General features: G+C 41.4%; 18 protein-coding genes. 6 read left to right on the forward strand and 12 right to left on the reverse strand.

The window, feature by feature from the left end; all coding sequences use genetic code 11:
* The 5 genes from QOL23_RS06580 to mtnP all read right to left on the reverse strand — a co-directional run.
* On the reverse strand, positions 1-122 hold a 122-nt coding region (locus QOL23_RS06580; protein WP_283400546.1), incomplete at its 3' end, for a GTP-binding protein.
* A gap of 96 nt (positions 123-218) precedes the next feature.
* Positions 219-1,487, reverse strand: a complete 1,269-nt coding sequence (locus tag QOL23_RS06585) for a thymidine phosphorylase (RefSeq protein WP_283400792.1) — start codon at positions 1,485-1,487, stop codon at positions 219-221.
* Positions 1,484-2,107, reverse strand: coding sequence for a site-2 protease family protein (locus tag QOL23_RS06590; RefSeq protein ID WP_283400793.1), 624 nt, complete (start codon positions 2,105-2,107; stop codon positions 1,484-1,486). Before QOL23_RS06590 ends, QOL23_RS06585 begins: the two co-directional genes overlap by 4 nt.
* 10 nt (positions 2,108-2,117) lie before the next feature.
* Complete coding sequence (locus QOL23_RS06595) at positions 2,118-2,720, reverse strand: TIGR00296 family protein (protein WP_283400794.1); 603 nt, start codon at positions 2,718-2,720, stop codon at positions 2,118-2,120.
* Between the two features lie 13 nt (positions 2,721-2,733).
* On the reverse strand, positions 2,734-3,588 hold the full coding sequence (gene mtnP, locus QOL23_RS06600) for an S-methyl-5'-thioadenosine phosphorylase (protein WP_283400795.1): 855 nt from the start codon (positions 3,586-3,588) through the stop codon (positions 2,734-2,736).
* A gap of 90 nt (positions 3,589-3,678) precedes the next feature.
* Between mtnP and QOL23_RS06605 the strand changes: the two genes are divergently transcribed.
* Both QOL23_RS06605 and QOL23_RS06610 read left to right on the forward strand, forming a co-directional pair.
* Positions 3,679-4,239 (forward strand): LemA family protein, encoded by a 561-nt coding sequence (locus QOL23_RS06605; protein ID WP_283400796.1) that lies wholly within the window; start codon positions 3,679-3,681, stop codon positions 4,237-4,239.
* Positions 4,239-6,125: a DUF2207 family protein gene (locus QOL23_RS06610; protein WP_283400797.1), complete on the forward strand. Its 1,887-nt coding sequence runs from the start codon at positions 4,239-4,241 to the stop codon at positions 6,123-6,125. Before QOL23_RS06605 ends, QOL23_RS06610 begins: the two co-directional genes overlap by 1 nt.
* Here the strand turns inward: QOL23_RS06610 and hisF are convergent, their stop codons facing one another.
* Complete coding sequence (hisF, locus tag QOL23_RS06615; protein ID WP_283400798.1) at positions 6,126-6,881, reverse strand: imidazole glycerol phosphate synthase subunit HisF; 756 nt, start codon at positions 6,879-6,881, stop codon at positions 6,126-6,128.
* A gap of 145 nt (positions 6,882-7,026) precedes the next feature.
* On the opposite strand from hisF, the gene groES reads away from it, so the two are divergent.
* Both groES and groL read left to right on the forward strand, forming a co-directional pair.
* Positions 7,027-7,317 carry a co-chaperone GroES gene (gene groES, locus QOL23_RS06620; RefSeq protein ID WP_283400799.1) on the forward strand — a complete coding sequence of 97 codons (291 nt, stop codon included), beginning with the start codon at positions 7,027-7,029 and terminating at the stop codon, positions 7,315-7,317.
* A 27-nt stretch (positions 7,318-7,344) separates the two neighbouring features.
* Positions 7,345-8,988 carry a chaperonin GroEL gene (gene groL / locus QOL23_RS06625; RefSeq protein ID WP_283400800.1) on the forward strand — a complete coding sequence of 548 codons (1,644 nt, stop codon included), beginning with the start codon at positions 7,345-7,347 and terminating at the stop codon, positions 8,986-8,988.
* A 50-nt stretch (positions 8,989-9,038) separates the two neighbouring features.
* On the opposite strand, the gene QOL23_RS06630 is transcribed toward groL, so the two are convergent.
* From QOL23_RS06630 to QOL23_RS06650, 5 genes are all read right to left on the reverse strand, one after another.
* Positions 9,039-11,129 carry an FG-GAP repeat domain-containing protein gene (locus QOL23_RS06630; RefSeq protein WP_283400801.1) on the reverse strand — a complete coding sequence of 697 codons (2,091 nt, stop codon included), beginning with the start codon at positions 11,127-11,129 and terminating at the stop codon, positions 9,039-9,041.
* Positions 11,130-11,201: 72 nt separating this feature from the next.
* Entirely contained in the window at positions 11,202-11,783 is a 582-nt protein-coding gene (locus tag QOL23_RS06635; protein WP_283400802.1) for a flavin reductase family protein, read from the reverse strand.
* 44 nt (positions 11,784-11,827) lie between these two features.
* On the reverse strand, positions 11,828-12,247 hold the full coding sequence (locus QOL23_RS06640) for an FKBP-type peptidyl-prolyl cis-trans isomerase (RefSeq protein WP_283400803.1): 420 nt from the start codon (positions 12,245-12,247) through the stop codon (positions 11,828-11,830).
* 31 nt (positions 12,248-12,278) lie between these two features.
* Entirely contained in the window at positions 12,279-13,430 is a 1,152-nt protein-coding gene (locus QOL23_RS06645) for a pyridoxal-phosphate-dependent aminotransferase family protein (RefSeq protein WP_283400804.1), read from the reverse strand.
* A 22-nt stretch (positions 13,431-13,452) separates the two neighbouring features.
* Positions 13,453-15,558, reverse strand: coding sequence for an ATP-dependent helicase (locus tag QOL23_RS06650; protein ID WP_283400805.1), 2,106 nt, complete (start codon positions 15,556-15,558; stop codon positions 13,453-13,455).
* A gap of 91 nt (positions 15,559-15,649) precedes the next feature.
* Between QOL23_RS06650 and QOL23_RS06655 the strand changes: the two genes are divergently transcribed.
* Together QOL23_RS06655 and QOL23_RS06660 are read left to right on the forward strand one after the other, a co-directional pair.
* Positions 15,650-16,789 carry an FIST C-terminal domain-containing protein gene (locus QOL23_RS06655; RefSeq protein ID WP_283400806.1) on the forward strand — a complete coding sequence of 380 codons (1,140 nt, stop codon included), beginning with the start codon at positions 15,650-15,652 and terminating at the stop codon, positions 16,787-16,789.
* Positions 16,786-17,376, forward strand: a complete 591-nt coding sequence (locus QOL23_RS06660; RefSeq protein WP_283400807.1) for a GGDEF domain-containing protein — start codon at positions 16,786-16,788, stop codon at positions 17,374-17,376. The genes QOL23_RS06655 and QOL23_RS06660 overlap by 4 nt, the downstream gene beginning before the upstream one ends.
* Positions 17,377-17,380: 4 nt before the next feature.
* Here QOL23_RS06660 and QOL23_RS06665 read toward each other — a convergent pair whose 3' ends face one another.
* Positions 17,381-17,782 carry a chemotaxis response regulator CheY gene (locus QOL23_RS06665; protein WP_283400808.1) on the reverse strand — a complete coding sequence of 134 codons (402 nt, stop codon included), beginning with the start codon at positions 17,780-17,782 and terminating at the stop codon, positions 17,381-17,383.

Consider the following 17,782-nt stretch of genomic DNA (forward strand, 5'->3'; position numbering starts at 1 on the left):
ATTCCTTTGAGTGCTAAGCAGTGGGTGATGGCTGCTGTTAGTGTGGTCTTGCCGTGGTCTACGTGCCCTATGGTTCCCACGTTCTTGTGGGGCTTGGTCCTTTCAAATTTCTGCTTCGCCATGGTTCTATCCTCCTAAAATTCCTTATTGGTTTGTAAAAGAGCAAAGAGAAGCTTGCAGGCTGGAATTATATGCAAACTTTTGAAAAAGTAAAGAGGTTAAACGATACTTTTCTTAATTAAATTGGGAGAATCAACAGGACTTGATGAGAATTCGTAAGCTGACAGAAAACTATTGATATATTCGTGCTTAATTTCACTGCAGTAAATTTCTCCTATTACCTCCCCTTTCTTAACAAAATCCCCAATTTTCTTAAAGAAACGTAAACCGACAGAGTAATCTATAGCGTCGTCAGCTTTCTTTCTGCCACCGCCCATCTCTATTATCAAATAGCCCAAACGCTCTCCGTTTATGTTTGAAATCCAACCCTCCTTTTCCGATTTTACCTTTATAATATTTTTAGCAGTCGGAAGATTTAATGAACCTCCCCAGAACTCAATCCAGTTTACAAACCTTTCGTAAGCCTTTCCCGAAAGTATTACCTCTTTTGCTAAGTTCTTACCACATTCAAAAGTCCCCAAATCACTCAGCTGGTATAAGCTTCCACAAAGGGAAGTAACAATTTCTAAAAGGTCAGGAGAGATTTCGCCTGAAAGGGCTGAAAGTGTTTCCTTAACCTCTAAAGCGTTACCTGCGTATTCGCCTAAGGGCTGAGACATTTCCGTTATAAGAGCAGCAGCTTTTTTTCCGTAGAGTTTAGAAACGTTAACAAGTCCTTGAGCTAACTTTTCTGCATCTTTTAGTGTTTTCATAAAGGCACCGGTTCCGACTTTGACGTCAAACACGATTGATTCTGTGTTTATTGCAAGCTTTTTACTCAGGATACTCGCCACTATCAGAGGAATGCTTTCAACGGTAGCTGTCGCATCTCTCAAAGCGTAAATTTTCCTATCCGCCGGCGCTACGTTCTCCGTCTGAGTGGATATTGAAAAGCCAAAGCGCTTAACCGATTCTTCAATCTCTTCAGGAGTGAGTTCTACCTTCATTCCTGTACTTTCTAACTTATCTGCTGTTCCGCCAGTGAAACCTAAAGCTCTGCCTGAAAGCATTGCTACGTTGAGCCCCATCTCTGCTAAAACGGGAGATAAAATTAGAGAAACCTTGTCGCCTATCCCCCCTGTGCTGTGTTTATCCACTAAAGGTAAATCGGAAGGTATAGTTATGGTCTCTCCACTTTCAAGCATACTCTTTGTAAGGGCAAGGGTTTCCTGGTCGTCCAACCCCTGAAAGTAGATAGCCATTAGAAAAGCGGACATCTGGTAGGAGGGGATTTTTCCTGAAGTAAATTCTTTAACTATCCAGTCTATCTCTTCCGATGAAAGTTTCTGCCCGTCCCTTTTTCTTTTTATAAGTTCCTTGAAAATCACGCTACCGCCAGCATTACGTTAATTACAGCGTTAACAAGAGGAACTAAAATCCAGTTAAGTATTGGGCTTATAACCAGTATTATAAGAATAATAAAACCGTAAGGCTCTATCTGTTTATAAGTTGCGTAAAGTCTTGGAGGCAGAAAAGCTTCAAGGATTTTTGAACCATCAAGCGGAGGAATTGGAAGCAGGTTAAAAACGCCGAAAGCAACGTTAATAAAAACGTTGTATTTAAGCATCAGATACAAAGGCTGGGCAATCTGAGGCGGCAGGGAAGAAAATGGCAAATACTTAATCAGCAAAATACTTAGAAAAGCACTTACAAAGTTGGCAAATGGACCTGCAAAAGCAACTACAACTTCGCCCCATTTCCTGCCAAGTTTTCTGAAGTTTGCAGGATTTATCATTACAGGTTTTGCCCATCCAAAGTGAGCAATAACCAAAGCAACAAAACCTAAAATATCAATGTGAGCTAAAGGGTTAAGGGTCAACCTTCCCGTAATTTTAGGCGTCGGGTCACCTAATTTATACGCTACGTAACCGTGAGCGAATTCGTGAACCGTAATAGCCCAGAGAATCGCTGGCAGAGATATTAAAAATGACATAATCCACTCTTGCAACTGTTTCCTCCTAAAGTTTCTCTTCTACAACTTCTCCGTAAGGTTCCACTTCTGTAAAAATCTGTCCCTGAAACCTGTAAAACTGACATTCAGGTCTTAACCAGCAGTCTGCCGGAAGACCAGCCTTTAAACAGGTATGGCTGAGAAACTCCTCTTCGTTCCAGCCCCACTCAACCGGAACCTGGGGAAGCAGAAGTCCCGAAGCGTATCCGCAACGGACGATAAGCCCATCTCTTCCTATTTTAATTGCCTTAGGTCTTTCAGCAGGAGGAACGGTAATAGGTTCTGGAGGAGTAAGGACGGTCACTTCAAAAATTAGAGAATCAAATTCTTCCGGTTGAACAGGAAGAAAACGGGGGTCTTTTACTGCTGCTGAGATTGCAGCATCTATAGTGGCTAAAACCAAAGGCATTATAGGTTCTGGATAGCCTATACAACCTCTCAAATCTTTTTCCGGATAGGTTTTTATAGTTACAAAAACGCCTCTCTTTTCAAAGAGTTCCTCCGGCGTTTCTACCGGAGGGTCTATCTTTATTCCATATTTAACGAAGTTTTCCGCTGCTTCTCTGGCAAGTTTTACTAAAAATCTTCCACTATTTAAGTCTAAGAGCATAGCTCCTCCGGGATTATATTCGCCCTTCCAGCAAGAGTTTCAATCTTTCTTTTACCTCATCTGTAATATACTCCGGCTTCGTTTGAATTGCACCGGCGAGAGCGTTCTTAGCAGGAGAGTCCGCTATATCCTCTTCCTTTATCACGCTGATAACTCTTTTAAGCATCTTTTTAGCATTTTCAATGTTTTTAGCCATAGTTGCCAGAACCTTTTCTACGTTAACCTCTTCACCCTCTTTCCAGACGTCGTAGTCTGTCGCAAGGGCAACTGCTGAATAAGGTATTTCTGCTTCTCTGGCAAGCTTGGCTTCTGGAATATTGGTCATTCCTATAACGTCAACGCCCCAGCTTCTGTAAATCTTGGATTCAGCTTTCGTAGAAAACTGAGGTCCTTCAATGCAGATGTAAGTTCCTTCCTTATGGACAGGAATACCCTCTTCAACGCATGCATCGTAAATGATTTTGTTGAGCAAAGGACAGGTGGGCGTATCAAAAGGAATGTGCGCAACTATTCCGTTTCCGAAAAACGTTGAAGGACGGTTTTTCGTTCTATCAAAATACTGGGTAACTATAACGAAATCACCTGGCTTGATTTCTTCCTTCATTGAACCTACAGCGCTAACAGAGATTATGCAGTCAACGCCGAGCATTTTGAAACCGTAAATGTTTGCCCTGTACGGAACTTCTGAGGGGAGGAATACGTGTCCTCTGCCGTGCCTTGGAAGGAAATAAACGTCCTTGCCTTCAAGTTTTCCGTGAATGTAAGCGTCGGAAGGTTTGCCAAAAGGCGTTTCAAGGTAGATTTCTTCAACGTCTGTAAGTCCTTCAATATCGTAAAGTCCGCTTCCACCGATGATTCCTATTTTCATCGTTTCCTCCTTTTAAGGATTGTTGGGATTGGGGGGATTTTATCACGAAAGCTGATAAAATCTTACTTGGAACTAACTTCGGGGGAAGATATGCTTTATTTCTTTATTTTCGCTATTGCGGTTATTGTTTTACTATTCTTTTATTCCGTATCAGTTTATAACAGGTTTCAACAGCTTAAAAACGGTGCAGAAGCTACTTTTGGACAGATTAAAGTAGCGTTAAAAAAGAGACTTGACCTTATATCTCAGCTTTTAGAGTCTGTAAAAAGCTATGCATCTTTTGAAAAGGAAACGTTAGAAAAAGTTACTGAGATGAGAGCTTCTGTTTTAAAAGCTAATTCTCCGCAAGAAATCAAAGATGTTGAAAGGGAAACAAGGGGATTGTTGGGAAATATTTTAGTTACGGTAGAAAGTTATCCTGAGCTTAAAACTTCAAGTCTCGTTCAGGAATTGATGGATGCGGTTAAAAACGTTGAATCTGAAATAGCAAGGTTTAGATATACCTACAATAATATTGCTCAAGAGTTTAACACGATGTTAGATACGTTTCCGACGAATGTGGTGGGGGGGATTTTTGGTTTTAAGAAAATGGAATACCTTGAATTTGAAGAGGAAATTGAAAAGAGACCCAACCTTAACTGGAACATTTGATGAATGAAATCAAAAATTTAATTAAATACCTGTTAACTATCTTCATTATTGGAATAATCGGTATTTGGACTTCTAACTTATCACCTTTACTATTTCTCTATTCTCTTTATTGCTCTAAAGCAGAATTTACGTTGAAATTGGACAATAAAACGTACTTCTCGGAAGAATACGTCTACAAAGTCAAGTCAAACAATAGCTACAGAATGCTTTATAGATTCTGGAAAATCCCCCTCTTACCTTCCCCTTCCTTCTCCTCCTTCTCTTCCCTCTCCCCTCTCACCTCATTCCACTCTCCATCTTCCACCCATTCTAACCAGCAACCAACCCCAAATTCGCCTTACATAGAAGTAACCAACGTAAAATCCAAGTATGACTGGTACATCAAAGACTACAAAGGCAAAATCTACGGAAAGTTCAAAAACCCCCGTAGTGTCTTTTTAGTTAAATCCCTTGCCCAGAAAAATGAAGTGGGAACGGTAAACCCTTCCTTCTTCAAAAAAGGAACTTACACGCTAAAAGCCTCCTACCTCCTCTTCCTCCCAGCTCACACAGACGGCAAGCTCTACCATATGAACTTTAAAATCGCTGACAAGCACGTTCCATACAAAGAAATAACGCTAACAATCTTAGACCCAAACAACGCCGTAGAGCAGGTATTCCCTCACTTCCCCGTATCATCACTCAAAAAAGAAAAAGGAAAGATAACGCTCACAGGAACAGCGTTTGAAAACCAATTGGTAGAAGTAGAACTACTCCTAAAGAAAAATCCCGGCTCCCCCTTCCTCCAAAAAGTGAACAACGTAAAAGAACTAACTCTTATGATGAGTAACCGCTGGGTATATCCCACTGTTTATATCTCAATCTATACACAAAAAATCCTCACCCTCACCATCCTCCTTCTTCCACTACTCATCTTTCTATCCTACTTAAAGTTAGGAACAGAAAAATACTTCCTCATTCCCAAATACCTTTCATTCATCCCCAACAAAAACAGAAAGCCCTACCTCGTAAACCTGATTTTTCAGGGAGATGCAGCAGAAGCAGATGAAAACGCCTTCTACGCAACCCTCTTAGACCTTCAAGAAAGAGGCTTAATAAAGCTCAAAGAAAACGGCAAAGTTGAAATCTACAGCACAAACACAAACGACCCATACGAAAAATCCGCCCTCTCCTTCATGCTCAAATTTTCAAAAAAAGAGAACGGCAAAGCAGTATTCTCTCCTTCCCTCATAGAAAGAACAATAAGTATTGCCGAAGCAACAAAAGATGTAGAAACCCTAAAATCCCTCAAAGAAGAGTGGGAAAAAGTATTCAAATACACAGACCTTAAAACCACAGAAGAATTCATAGACATGAGACTACCCAAACTCTTGCGAAAAATCATATTCATCCTGTTCCTTCTCTTCATACCAATCGTATTCTTAATAGCCATACACAGCCAAATCACCTGGGTAAACTCAGTCAAAATCTTCATACTCTTTATGACCTTAACGCTGCAGATAACGATAATCGCAGCCTCTCCCACCCAACTATTGGGAAGGTGGAAGAAAAATTACTACAGAGAGAAACTGAAATGGGAAGCGTTCAAAAATTTCCTATCAAACTTTGCAATGATACAGAAGTACACTCCCGAAGACATCGTAATCTGGAAAGAATGGCTAACCTACGGCACAGCCTTAGGAGTAGCAGACAAAGTTGAAGAAAGCCTCAAAAAACTCAAAATAGAAATACCGGAAGTCAAAAACTTAAGAACGCTCAGAACCCACCTTGCGATAACCCATACTAATTTAAATACTGCCATCTCCAATGTGGCTCCATCATCAGGAGGAGGCGGAGGATTCGGCGTAGGTGGAGGCGCAGGAGGCGGAGGCGCAGGAGGAAGGTAGTTAAATCCTCACCCAAACGCCCCTTTCCTTCAAATATCTTTTAAGTTCAGGAATAGAAATCTCTCTAAAGTGGAAAACGGAAGCCGCCAGAACAGCGTCAGCCTTACCTTCAACAAGTCCTTCGTAAAAATGCTCTTTCTTTCCAGCACCGCCAGAAGCGATAACCGGAACAGAAACAGCTTCAGAAATCGCTCTCGTCAGCTCTATATCGTAACCTGCCTTCGTTCCGTCTCTATCCATAGAAGTTAAAAGAATCTCTCCGGCTCCCCTGTCCACCACTTCCTTCGCCCACTCAACAGCATCTATCCCGGTAGGCGTTCTACCGCCGTGAATAAAAACTTCCCAGTGGTCTCCAACCCTTTTTGCATCTATCGCAACAACTATACACTGGGAGCCGAAAAGCTTCGCCCCTTCCGTAATAAGCTCCGGATTTTTAACGGCAGCAGTGTTTATGGAAACCTTGTCCGCTCCAGCATGAAGAAGATTTCTTATATCTTCAACCGTTCTCACACCACCGCCAACAGTTAAAGGCATAAAAACTTCTTCAGCAGTTCTCTTTACAACATCAATCATTATGGAACGCTTCTCGTAACTTGCCGTAATATCAAGGAACACAAGCTCATCAGCGCCCTGCTCATCGTAAACTTTGGCATTTTCAACAGGGTCACCTGCATCTATAAGGTTAACGAAGTTCACACCCTTAACCACTCTACCTTCTTTAACATCAAGACAGGGAATAATCCTCTTAGCAAGCATTCTACTCTCCAGAAAACTTTTTACCGCAACAATTTTACCTGCATACTTCCCCCTTGACAATTCTCTCCTTCTCTTTAAATTTAAGTGCAGACAATTAGCACTCACCTTAGGTGAGTGCTAAAAACCAGATAAGGAGGGTGACGGGATGAAGCTCAAGCCACTCTACGACAGAGTTGTAGTAAAGAAGATTGAAATGGAGCAGAAAACTGCAGGGGGTATTATCCTTCCAGATACTGCTAAGGAAGAATCTCAGCTCGGAGAAGTTATTGCAGTAGGTGAAGGAAAACTCCTTGAGAATGGCGAAATAAGACCTCTCAAGGTTAAAGAAGGCGACAAGGTTCTCTATAGCAAGTACGCAGGAAACGAAGTGAAGATTGACGGCGAAGAACTCCTCATCCTAAGAGAAGAGGACATCCTCGCAATCGTTGAAGAGTAATCCAAAACCCAATGGAGGAGGTGAGCAATGGCAGGAAAAGAAATACTCTTTGCAGATGAAGCAAGACAAAAAATAAAAGCTGGTGTAGATAAATTGGCTAACGCCGTTAAAGCTACAATGGGACCAGGTGGAAGAAACGTTGTTCTTGAAAGAAAGTTCGGTTCTCCAGTAGTAACAAAAGACGGTGTTACTGTCGCTAAGGAAATTGAACTTCCAGACCCAGTAGAAAACATCGGCGCTCAGCTTGTAAAAGAGGTTGCTCAAAAAACAGCTGACAAAGCTGGTGACGGAACAACTACAGCTACCGTATTAGCTCAGGCAATCTTCAACGACGGTCTCAAGTTCGTTACAGCTGGCGACAACGCAATTGAAGTTAAAAGAGGAATTGACGAAGCTGTTAAGGTTATCGTTGATGAACTCAAATCCATCTCCAAGCCAGTAGAAACAAAAGAGCAAATTGCTCAGGTAGCTACAATCTCTGCAAACTACGACAGAGAAATCGGTGAACTTATTGCCGAAGCTATGGACAAAGTAGGTAAGGAAGGCGTTATCACAGTAGAAGAAGCTAAAGGTCTTGAGACTACATTAGAAGTTGTTGAAGGTATGCAGTTTGACAGAGGATACCTCTCCCCATACTTCGTAACAGACCCAGACAAGATGGAGTGCGTTCTTGAAAATCCATACATCTTAATCTACGGCAAGAAAATCAGCAACATCAGAGAACTCTTACCAGTGCTTGAAGCTGTTGCAAGAGAAGGAAGACCACTTCTCATTATCGCTGAAGACGTAGAAGGCGAAGCTCTTGCAACACTTGTAGTTAACAAGCTCCGTGGAACACTCCAGGTATGCGCTGTTAAAGCTCCTGGATTTGGTGAAAGAAGAAAGGCTATGCTCCAGGACATCGCAATACTCACAGGTGGAACTGCAATTCTTGAGGACCTCGGTATTAAGCTTGAAAACGTTACACTTGATATGCTCGGTCAGGCTGACAAGGTTGTTGTTGACAAAGAGCACACAACAATCATCGGCGGTAAAGGTAAGCCAGAAGACATTGAAGCAAGAATCAAGCAAATCAAGGCTGAACTTGAGAAGGCAACTTCTGAATATGACAAAGAGAAGCTTCAGGAAAGACTTGCAAAACTTGCTGGTGGCGTAGCTATCATCAAGGTAGGTGCTGCTACTGAAGCTGAGCTCAAAGAGAAGAAGGCTCGCGTAGAAGACGCACTTCACGCAACAAGAGCTGCAGTAGAAGAGGGTATCGTTCCTGGTGGTGGAACAGCGTTGATTGCTGCTGCTCAAAAACTTGAAGACCTCATCAAGAAGCTTGACGAAGCTGGCGAAATAGACAAGAAGCACGGAGTAGAAATCGTTAAGAAGGCTGTTGAATCTCCGCTCAGACAGATTGCTGACAACGCTGGATTTGCAGGACAGGTAATCGTTGAGAAAGTTAAGGAACTCATCAAAGAAAAAGGCGTTGAGTGGGGCTTCAACGCAAGGAAGGGTGACTTTGAAAACCTTGTAGAAGCTGGAATCATTGACCCAACAAAGGTTGAAAGGGTTGCTCTCCAGAACGCTGCATCTGCAGCAGGATTGCTCCTCACAACTGAAGCTACTGTAACAGAGATTCCTGAAAAGGAAGAGAAAACTCCAGGCGGAATGCCTGAATTCTAAGAGATAGTTGAACGTAATAAAAAAGGGCGCCTCTCGGCGCCCTTTTTTATTTACAGCTTTAAACGAAAGTTTAAAGGCTTACCAGATTTAGGATTCAGCAACAACGGAACCGGTGGAAGATTCAATTTAGGGAGCGGTTTGTAATAACTTCCCCTCTCAGGTACGTAGTAATCAATTATAAGGTGCCCATCTTCACTATCTGTGTATATCACAACTCCAACCGTGTACCTTTTATCCTGTTCAGAACACCAGCTCCAGTTACCAAGAGATTTCACAGCTATTGCGTTGACGTCGGTCAGATATAAATCGTGACTTTCCACTTTAAAGGAGTAATACTCCTTCTTACTGGAACGCTTATTTGAAGGATTAACAGGCAATAGCTTCTTAACAGTACTGTAAAGAGGAATTCTCAGCTGTCCATTCTCCTCCTTCACAGTAGAACTTCCAATTGAAGACTGGGAAGACATTCCAGTTTCTTTAACTTTCGTGTAGCCTATCCTCGTTTCTCCGCAAGAGATAACCATCTCTCCCCTGGCTATAACGTTATCGGGTGAATAGTGATAAAGCTCATCTTCGTGCTGCGGATAACTACCAACAAAGCCAGTAAGGTGAACTGGTGATTTATATATCACCCCTATCCTTTTAACCGTAGCTTTTGGAACAGTTACAAGAAGATATTGCTGTTTTCCATTAACATAAGCCAACTCTTTAGGCGAGAGGATAGGATAAAAGAAAGCGTAGTAACTGCTTATCAAAACTACAGCTTTATCTTGATAACCATCAGCACTTAACCCTTCTTCAACAGTTTCCACTATTCTCTTATAGTTACCTTCTTCAATACTTTTACTAACCGTTCTTTCAATGTTGTACTTAACTTTCCTTAAAAACAAAGAAGTTAGCGGACGTTTTTCCCCTTTTATAGTATGGGAAAAAGAAACAGACGATTTCAACTCCACTTTAGTAGTAGAATCGGTACTTTTTGAATGCTCATAAGTAGCAAAAAACTTACCCAAAGCTTCATTAGGAGGTCCAAAAAGGCTTTTCTCCTTAGGCGGGTCATTAATTACAACAACAGGTATCTGTTTTAACGTTATCGTTTTAACAAAAGGTTCACCTAAAACCAACTTGGTATTTCTGAAATCACCTGTAACCAGAACATCATCTTCTCCAGCTTTTACGCCCTTAACTGTGAAATATTTCCACTTCAATCCTCTGTAAGTGGGAACAAGATGTCCTCCCTCTATTTTCTCTCTTTTTGGATTTATCCAGAAAACTTCTGCAAACCCATCACCATCAAGGTCGCCGCTGGTTAAGGCAACGGCATCTTTTGCCGCCCTAACGACCCTTTTAACTTTTCCTCTTTCATCCAGAAAGAAAATCCTCCCCCTCTTCCCATTCAAGTAAATAATCTCCTCTTTCCCGTCTCCATCTACATCTCCACAGGCTAACCTGTCCTCCCTATCTATTAAACCTATCTTCCTGTTTGAGATAAACCTCTTGGAAAGGAGCTTATTCTTAACAATCTCGTAAACAACCAAACGGTTTTTATTGGCATCACCGAAGATAACCTCATCAGCCCCATCACCATCAACATCACCAGCAGCAAGTCTATCGTGCCTTTCAAAGCCGACGTTAATTTTTGAAAGTAAATACCTATCAAGGTCGTAAACTTCAAGCGTATCCTTCTTAGCATTCCCTCTAATAACCAAAGTTTTAAACCTCTTTGAAGTCGGGTAAGCCATAACTATTGCATCATACTTTGAGATTCCGTAGGCGTAAGAAGCGATTCTCTTGAACGTATCCCCTTTATTCTCAATAACTTGAAGACTACCCTTGTAGAAATCCCAATGTTTCGCCTCTTTAGGAACTCCCACTAAAAGCTCCTCATAATCAAAACCTTCAACGTTACCTGCAGCCAACTTACTACCCTTAACAAAAGGAACTCCACTAAAACTCCCGTAAGAAACCACTTCCCCTTCCTTCATAGTAAAGAAGAAAACTTTTCCAGTTTCGGTACTCCCAAAAGCAAGGTCAACCTTCTCAACTACTCTCTTTCCCATTAAAGGGTCAGGAGGTACCCCAAAAGCAGCAGAAAAAGAAAAAAACAACGTAAGACTGGTTAAAAGTAGATTTTTTCTCATAGATTCCCCCTTAAAAGATTTGACCACCCTTGTTTGTTAATTTATCGTTATATTAGGGGAATTGCAACAAAACTACAGATTTGAAAGGTCAATTTCGTTGTCTATTATCGTGTACCTTTTACCGCCAAGCCTTCCAACGATGCCTTTTGAAGTTTCAAGAAGCTCTTCTTCAAAGTGAATAGCAACCACTTCTCCAAAAATCAAAGACATAGGCGTATCGCCGATTTCCACTATCTCTTTAAGCTTACACTCTAAAGCCGCAGGAACGCCTTTCACTTTAGGCGGTAAAACGATTTTAGAAGGTTCGGTCGGAACGTTTAAAATTTCTGCTTCACTTTCGTTAGGGGGATAGTCCTTTCCGGATAGGTGCATCTTTTCTAAAAATTCTTTACTAACGAAGTTAACGACAAATTCGCCGGTTTCTCTTATGTTTCTGTCGGTATCCTTCAAAGTACCGTCCTTTCTCTTTCCGATGGAAACCATTATTATCGGCGGTTTTGTGGTAACGGCGTTAAAGAAGGAAAAAGGCGCAAGGTTAACGACACCCTCTTTAGAAACTGTTGATATCCAGGCGATAGGTCTTGGAACAACGATAGAGAAAATGGCTTTGCTGATTTCTTTCTGCTCATCCTTTCCGGGAAGAAGGGTTTTCATATGCCCTCCTTGAAGAGAAAGGCTGCCGAAAGGCAGCCACCTGTTTATTCTGTAGGCTCTTTTTTGAGCATTTTAACCGTAAAGGTAAGAGTCTGTCCTGCAAGTGGGTGGTTATGGTCAAGAACCGCCTTTTCGTCGTCAAAGTCAACAACTCTTACCAAAAAGGTCTGTCCGTCCGGAGTTTGCCCTTGAAGAACCATTCCCTTTTGAAGGTCTATACCTTCTAAAGCAGCTCTTGGAACAGTTTCAAGGAGTTCTTCTCTGTATTCGCCGTAGGCTTCTTCTGGTGGAAGGGAAAAAGTTTTCTCCTCACCTTCTTCCATAGGCGCAACTTCTCTTTCAAAGCCAGGAATTACTTCGTTCCTGCCTGTAGTAAAGGTGAACGCTCCTCTACCTTCTGTAGAGTCAATAACGTTCCCGTTCTGGTCTTTTAAGGTGTACTCAACGGTGCAAACGTAGTTCATAACATCTCCTTTTAGTGTTTTTGCCACTATACTACAAAGTTTCCTTTTCGTAAACCTCCATTGCAGCTTTTACAGAATCGCCAAAGTTAAACCTGTTATAACCTAACTTTTTAAGTGCAAATTCGGTTACCTCAAGTCCTGTAAGAATGTCAAAGATGTCAACGTATCCCATGTGGGAAAGGCGGAAAATTTTTCCTTTAAGGTGCTCCTGCCCGCCGGCTATCGTAATTCCGAAGGTTTCTCTCGCTATCTTCACAACGTCCTGTCCGTTAATGCCTTCCGGTGAAATGACAGCCGTAACGCCGTTGGCGGGATTTTCAGATAGCAGTTCAAGCCCCAAAGCTTTAACGCCGGCTCTTGTTGCCTTTGCGAGCATCTCGTGCCTTTTAGCAACGTTCTCAAGTCCTTCTTCTTCTATCATTTTGAGGGCTTCGTTGAGGGCTATAACCAAGTTTGTAGCGGTAGTGTAGGCAGTTTGACCTTTGGGCTGCTGTTTTAACTCTTTTTTCAGGTTGAAGTAATAAGCAGTTGGATTGTCGTTTAATCTGTTAACGGCTTTCTCATTTAAGGAAATCACGGCTAAACCGGGCGGCGTCATAAGAGCTTTTTGCGAACCGGTTATTGCTACGTCTATGTGCCAATCGTCTGTTGGAATGTCGTAAACGCCGTAAGCTGTTATACCGTCTGCTATGAGGAGGCAATCGGGAAGCTCTTTCGTTATCTTACCTATAGCCTTTACGTCGTGAATAGTTCCTGTTGAAGTTTCGCAGATTTGAACTAAAACGCCTTTGACGTCGGGGGTGGTGGTGAGGATTTTTCCTATCTCCTCAACGGAAACGCTTTTACCCCACTCCACCTCTACCGTTATAGGCTTAACGCCAAAAGCCCTGCAGAGTTCTTCCCACCTCTGACCGAACTTTCCGCCAGCAACGACTACAGCGCTGTCTCCCGGCTTAAAGAGGTTGGCAACGGCAGCTTCCATGGCGCCGGTTCCTGAAGATGTGAGAATTAACACTTCCCCTTCAGTTTTAAAAAGGCGCCTAAGCCTCTCTCTGGTGTCAAGGAAGATTTCCTTAAACTCAGGTGAACGGTGGTAGAGCGTTGGTCTTGAAAGTGCTTCAAGAACTCTCTCTGGAACCATTGTAGGTCCTGGGGTCAGCAGTCTTTTCTTTAAAGGTTTCATATCGCAACTCCTTTAATGGTTTTCAGGCTAAAACTTTTAAAAACTTCATAATAACGGTTTTTTCTCCGTAGTTGGCAAAAAAAGCCGTAACTTTGGCGTTGTCTCCAGAACCTTCCACTCTTTTTACAACGCCTTTGCCGAACTTTTTATGGAAAACAATTTTAGGCTTTTTGTCAGAAGTTGAGGAAGTTTTCTGTAATGCAGGCTGCCCTGACCTTTCTTTCTTTTTCACTTCTTTTATAAGGTGAGAGGGGATTTCATCCAAAAAGCGGGATTTTTGCGACGACTTGTAAGTTCCAAAGAACCTGCGCCTTTTAGCGTAGGAAAGAGAAAGAAGTTTTTTTGCTCTCGTCACAGCTACGTAGAAAAGTCTCCTCTCTTCTTCTACGCCGTCTGCCGAGTCAAGACTTCTGACGTGGGGAAAAATCCCCTCCTCCAACCCCGCAATAAACACAACGGGAAACTCAAGACCTTTTGAAGCGTGAACGGTCATCAGCGTAACTTTTTCGCCCTCTTCCATTTCGTCCTGGTCGGAAGAAAGGGTAATTGTGCTTAAAAACTCAACGTAAAGCTCTTCGCCTTCTAACTTTTCTCTTTCTGCAAAGTCCTGAATGGTATTCCCCAGTTCCTCTATGTTTTCATATCTCGATTCCCAGTCTTCTCTGTATTCCTTCTGTAAGTATTCCTTATATCCGCTGACGGTGGTTATGAACTTTATGAGGTCGTAGGGGGGAAGGGTGGGGATTTTTTCTCTTATAGCTCTTATAATCTCAATCAAATCTTCTACTGCTTTTCTTTGCCTTGCAGAACTCACGCTCTCAGCAAGTTTTTCAAGCGCTTTTAAATTGCCCTTTTCAACCTTTAAAATCTCCTTCAACTTCTTTTCAGCCGCATCACCAAGCCCTCGTTTGGGAACGTTCAAAATTCTCAAAAGCGAAACAACGTCGCTATCAAACAGAGCAACCCTCAAATAAGCAATAACATCTTTTATCTCTTTTCTCTCATAGAACTTAACGCCACCAACTATCTGATAGGCTATTCCTTCCTTCCTCAAAGCATCTTCTAAAATACGGGATTGTGCGTTCGTCCTATAAAAGACAGCAATGTCAGAAGGCTTAACTCCCTTTTTCAAGAACTGCTTTATCGTAGAAGAGATAAACTGAGATTCTTCAACGTCACTTTCCGCAGCGAAAAGTCTTATAGGCTCCCCGTCAGGATTCTCCGTAAACAGCGTTTTTCCTTTTCTCTTTCTGTTGTTAGCTATAACGGCGTTTGCTGCCTTCAGTATCGTTCCAGAACATCTGTAATTTTTTTCAAGCTTAATAACCTTGGCGTTGGGAAAGTCCCTTTCAAAAGAAAGAATGTTCTCTATGTTAGCACCTCTCCAGGTGTAAATGCACTGGTCTTCATCACCAACAACGCAGATGTTTCCCTTTTCCTTCGTCAAAGAAAGCGCTATCTCGTATTGAATCCTGTTCGTATCCTGATACTCATCTATCAAAACGTACCTAAAATAGTCCGAATACCGCCTCTTTAGGTCTTCCTGCGCTAAAAGGTCTCTTCCACATATAAGCAGGTCGTCAAAGTCAAGGGCGTTACTCTCTTTTAGCCTTTTATTATAAAGCTCAAAAATCTGACCTATGTTCTCGTAATAAAGGTTCATAGAATCAAGCGAATAAGTACCGTTCTTCACGTTACTTATAACCGAGGCAATCGTAGAAGGGCTGTAAAGGTCTGGGTCAAGATTTAAATCTTTAATAATTTCCTTTATCAATCTTTTTTTATCGTCAGAGTCAAAAATTACAAAGTTCGGCTTATACCCCAACCTTACGCTGTGAGCCCTCAAGAGTCTGACGCAAAAAGAGTGAAAAGTCATAACCCAGACGGGAACTTCTCTTTTCAATAAACCCTCAAGACGCTCTTTCATCTCGTTGGCAGCTTTATTTGTAAACGTAACAGCCAAAATCCTTTCAGGTTCAAATCCCAATTCTTCTATCATGTATGCAATCTTGTAAGTAATAACCCGTGTCTTTCCTGAACCTGCACCCGCAAGTATTAAAAGTGGAGAGTCAAAATAAAGAACAGCCTCTCTTTGTTGCTGATTAAGCTCCCTTATAAGTTCTTTCAACGCCATCCCCTTCAAAGCGCAGTAGAATAAGAAAAAAGTGAGATTATATTTAAAAACAGAGAGAGGAAAAAAACAACTTTAAAGGTGAGAGATGAGAACGAAAGTTATTTCCTCCAACAATCCCGTTTTACAGTTAGCATTAGAAGAAATTGAAGAAAACCTATTCCAAACCCCTGATTTTGCCATGATATCCGTTTGCCCCTGCTATCCTTACGAAGACGTTCCATCATGCATTGAATCTATTTTAGGAATAGAAAACTACGTTGCATTCAACGCAATTGATTCTTTCTGCAACACTAAAATAATGAACAAAGGCGTTAGTGGCATGTTCTTTTTCTTTGAAAGGAACGCCTCCGTTGAAATTTTCTGTTGCGAAAACCTGCCAAGTAGCAACCTTGAAGAAACTATTAGAGAAACAGTTTCCTTTCTAAAAGAAAAAAGCCATAACTTAAACTTGATAATCGGAGATTACTCAAGTGGAGTATTTCCCGTATTCCTATGCGAATTAGGAAAACAGCTTAAAAAAGAAAACATAAACGCTGAAAACATCTGCGGAGGAATAGTCTCTACCCCTATAAAGAACGGAAGACCCGAATCTGGCTACGTATTCGCAAATGGAAGAGTGATTTCAGAAGGCTTTGTAATAGTATCCTTCAGTAACTTAACGTTTGAAATAGCTCTATCCACAGGTATATTTAGGAGAGGTCCTGTCTACACTGTAACTTCAGGAAGCATGTTTGACATTTACGAACTTGATGGAGAACCGGCACATTACCTTCCCGAAAGGCTCCTTAAAAACATTGAGAACTATAAAAAAGAACACCTCTGGTACACACCTTTAGCCGTTCTTAACGAAAAAGAAGAGATAACAACGGTCAGAACCTTCAAAGACTTCTCTCCAGGAAAAATAGAAGTATGGGCTCCCATTGAAGAAGGGCAAAAACTCAAGCTGGCTTTCGTAGTACCAGAAGAAATCCTAAAAGACACTGAAAGTTCTGCCAAAAGGGTCAAAGCAAAACTTTCCTGTGTAGAAGCTATCTTTAACTTCTCCTGCGTTGCAAGGCAATATACCTTAGAAAAAAAAGCAGAATTAGAACCCAAGATTTACGCCCAGATTTTAAACGCCCCCCTTTTCGGATTTTTCACTCACGGAGAAATAGCCCCATCTGAAGGAACGTTAAAGCTACACAACCAAACCTCCGTATTAGTAGCAATGAAGGAGGCGTTATGAGAGAAAAAGTAAAACTCCAACTTTTAGTCAATTACTTAGACGAACTGACCAGAAAGTACGATGAAATTTTTCACATTAAAGAACAATTATTGAAAGAGTTAGAATATCAAGCTTTGTTTGATAGTCTAACAGGACTATACAACCGAAACGCTCTTTTTTCCTTCCTTGAGAGAGAAACAGCCAAAGTAGAAAGAGGAGAAAACAGGCTACTTATAATATTCCTTGACCTTGACAATTTTAAAAGAGTAAATGATATATACGGGCACAAAAAAGGTGACGAAGTTTTAAGGCACGTCGCCCAAATGCTAAAAGAACACTTTAGAAAGTACGACATATTGGCAAGATTCGGTGGCGATGAATTTATTCTTGGAATAATACTGCCCCCATCTTCCAACCGAAAAGAGATAGAAAAAATCTTAAAAAGAGTAGAAAACGACATTGAAAAGGAATTTCAAGAATTTGGTTTATCCATAAGTTATGGAATAGCAGTTTCTCCCGATGAAGGAAAGGACGTACAAAAACTTATCCAGTTAGCAGATAAAAGAATGTATGAAATGAAAAAAGTTAAGAAGCAGCGGCAAAACTAACCGCTTACTTCTTCAGGGATGAGAAAATTTTCTCTATTTTTTCCTTCAAAGTTTCAGCAGTAAAAGGTTTGACAATATAGTTATTTACACCTGCCTTTATAGCCATTAAAACGTTTTCCTTTTTAGCCTCTGCCGTAACCATAAGAATAGGCAAATGCTTTAATTCTGGGTCTTTCCTTATTTCCTGAACCAGCTCAATACCCGTCATATTCGGCATATTCCAGTCGGTGATAACCAAGCCATACTTATTGGGATTCTTCTTTAAAATCTCTAAAGCCTGTTTACCATCTTCGGCTTCATCCACGTTTTTATAACCAAGCTGTGCTAACAACGTTTTAAGTATCTTTCTCATAGCTGCCATATCGTCAACAACCAAGATATTAATGTTCGTATCAGGCATTCCCAT

The sequence above is a fragment of the Desulfurobacterium pacificum genome (genome assembly GCF_900182835.1).
In the GTDB taxonomy this organism is placed as follows: Bacteria; Aquificota; Aquificia; order Desulfurobacteriales; family Desulfurobacteriaceae; genus Desulfurobacterium_B; species Desulfurobacterium_B pacificum.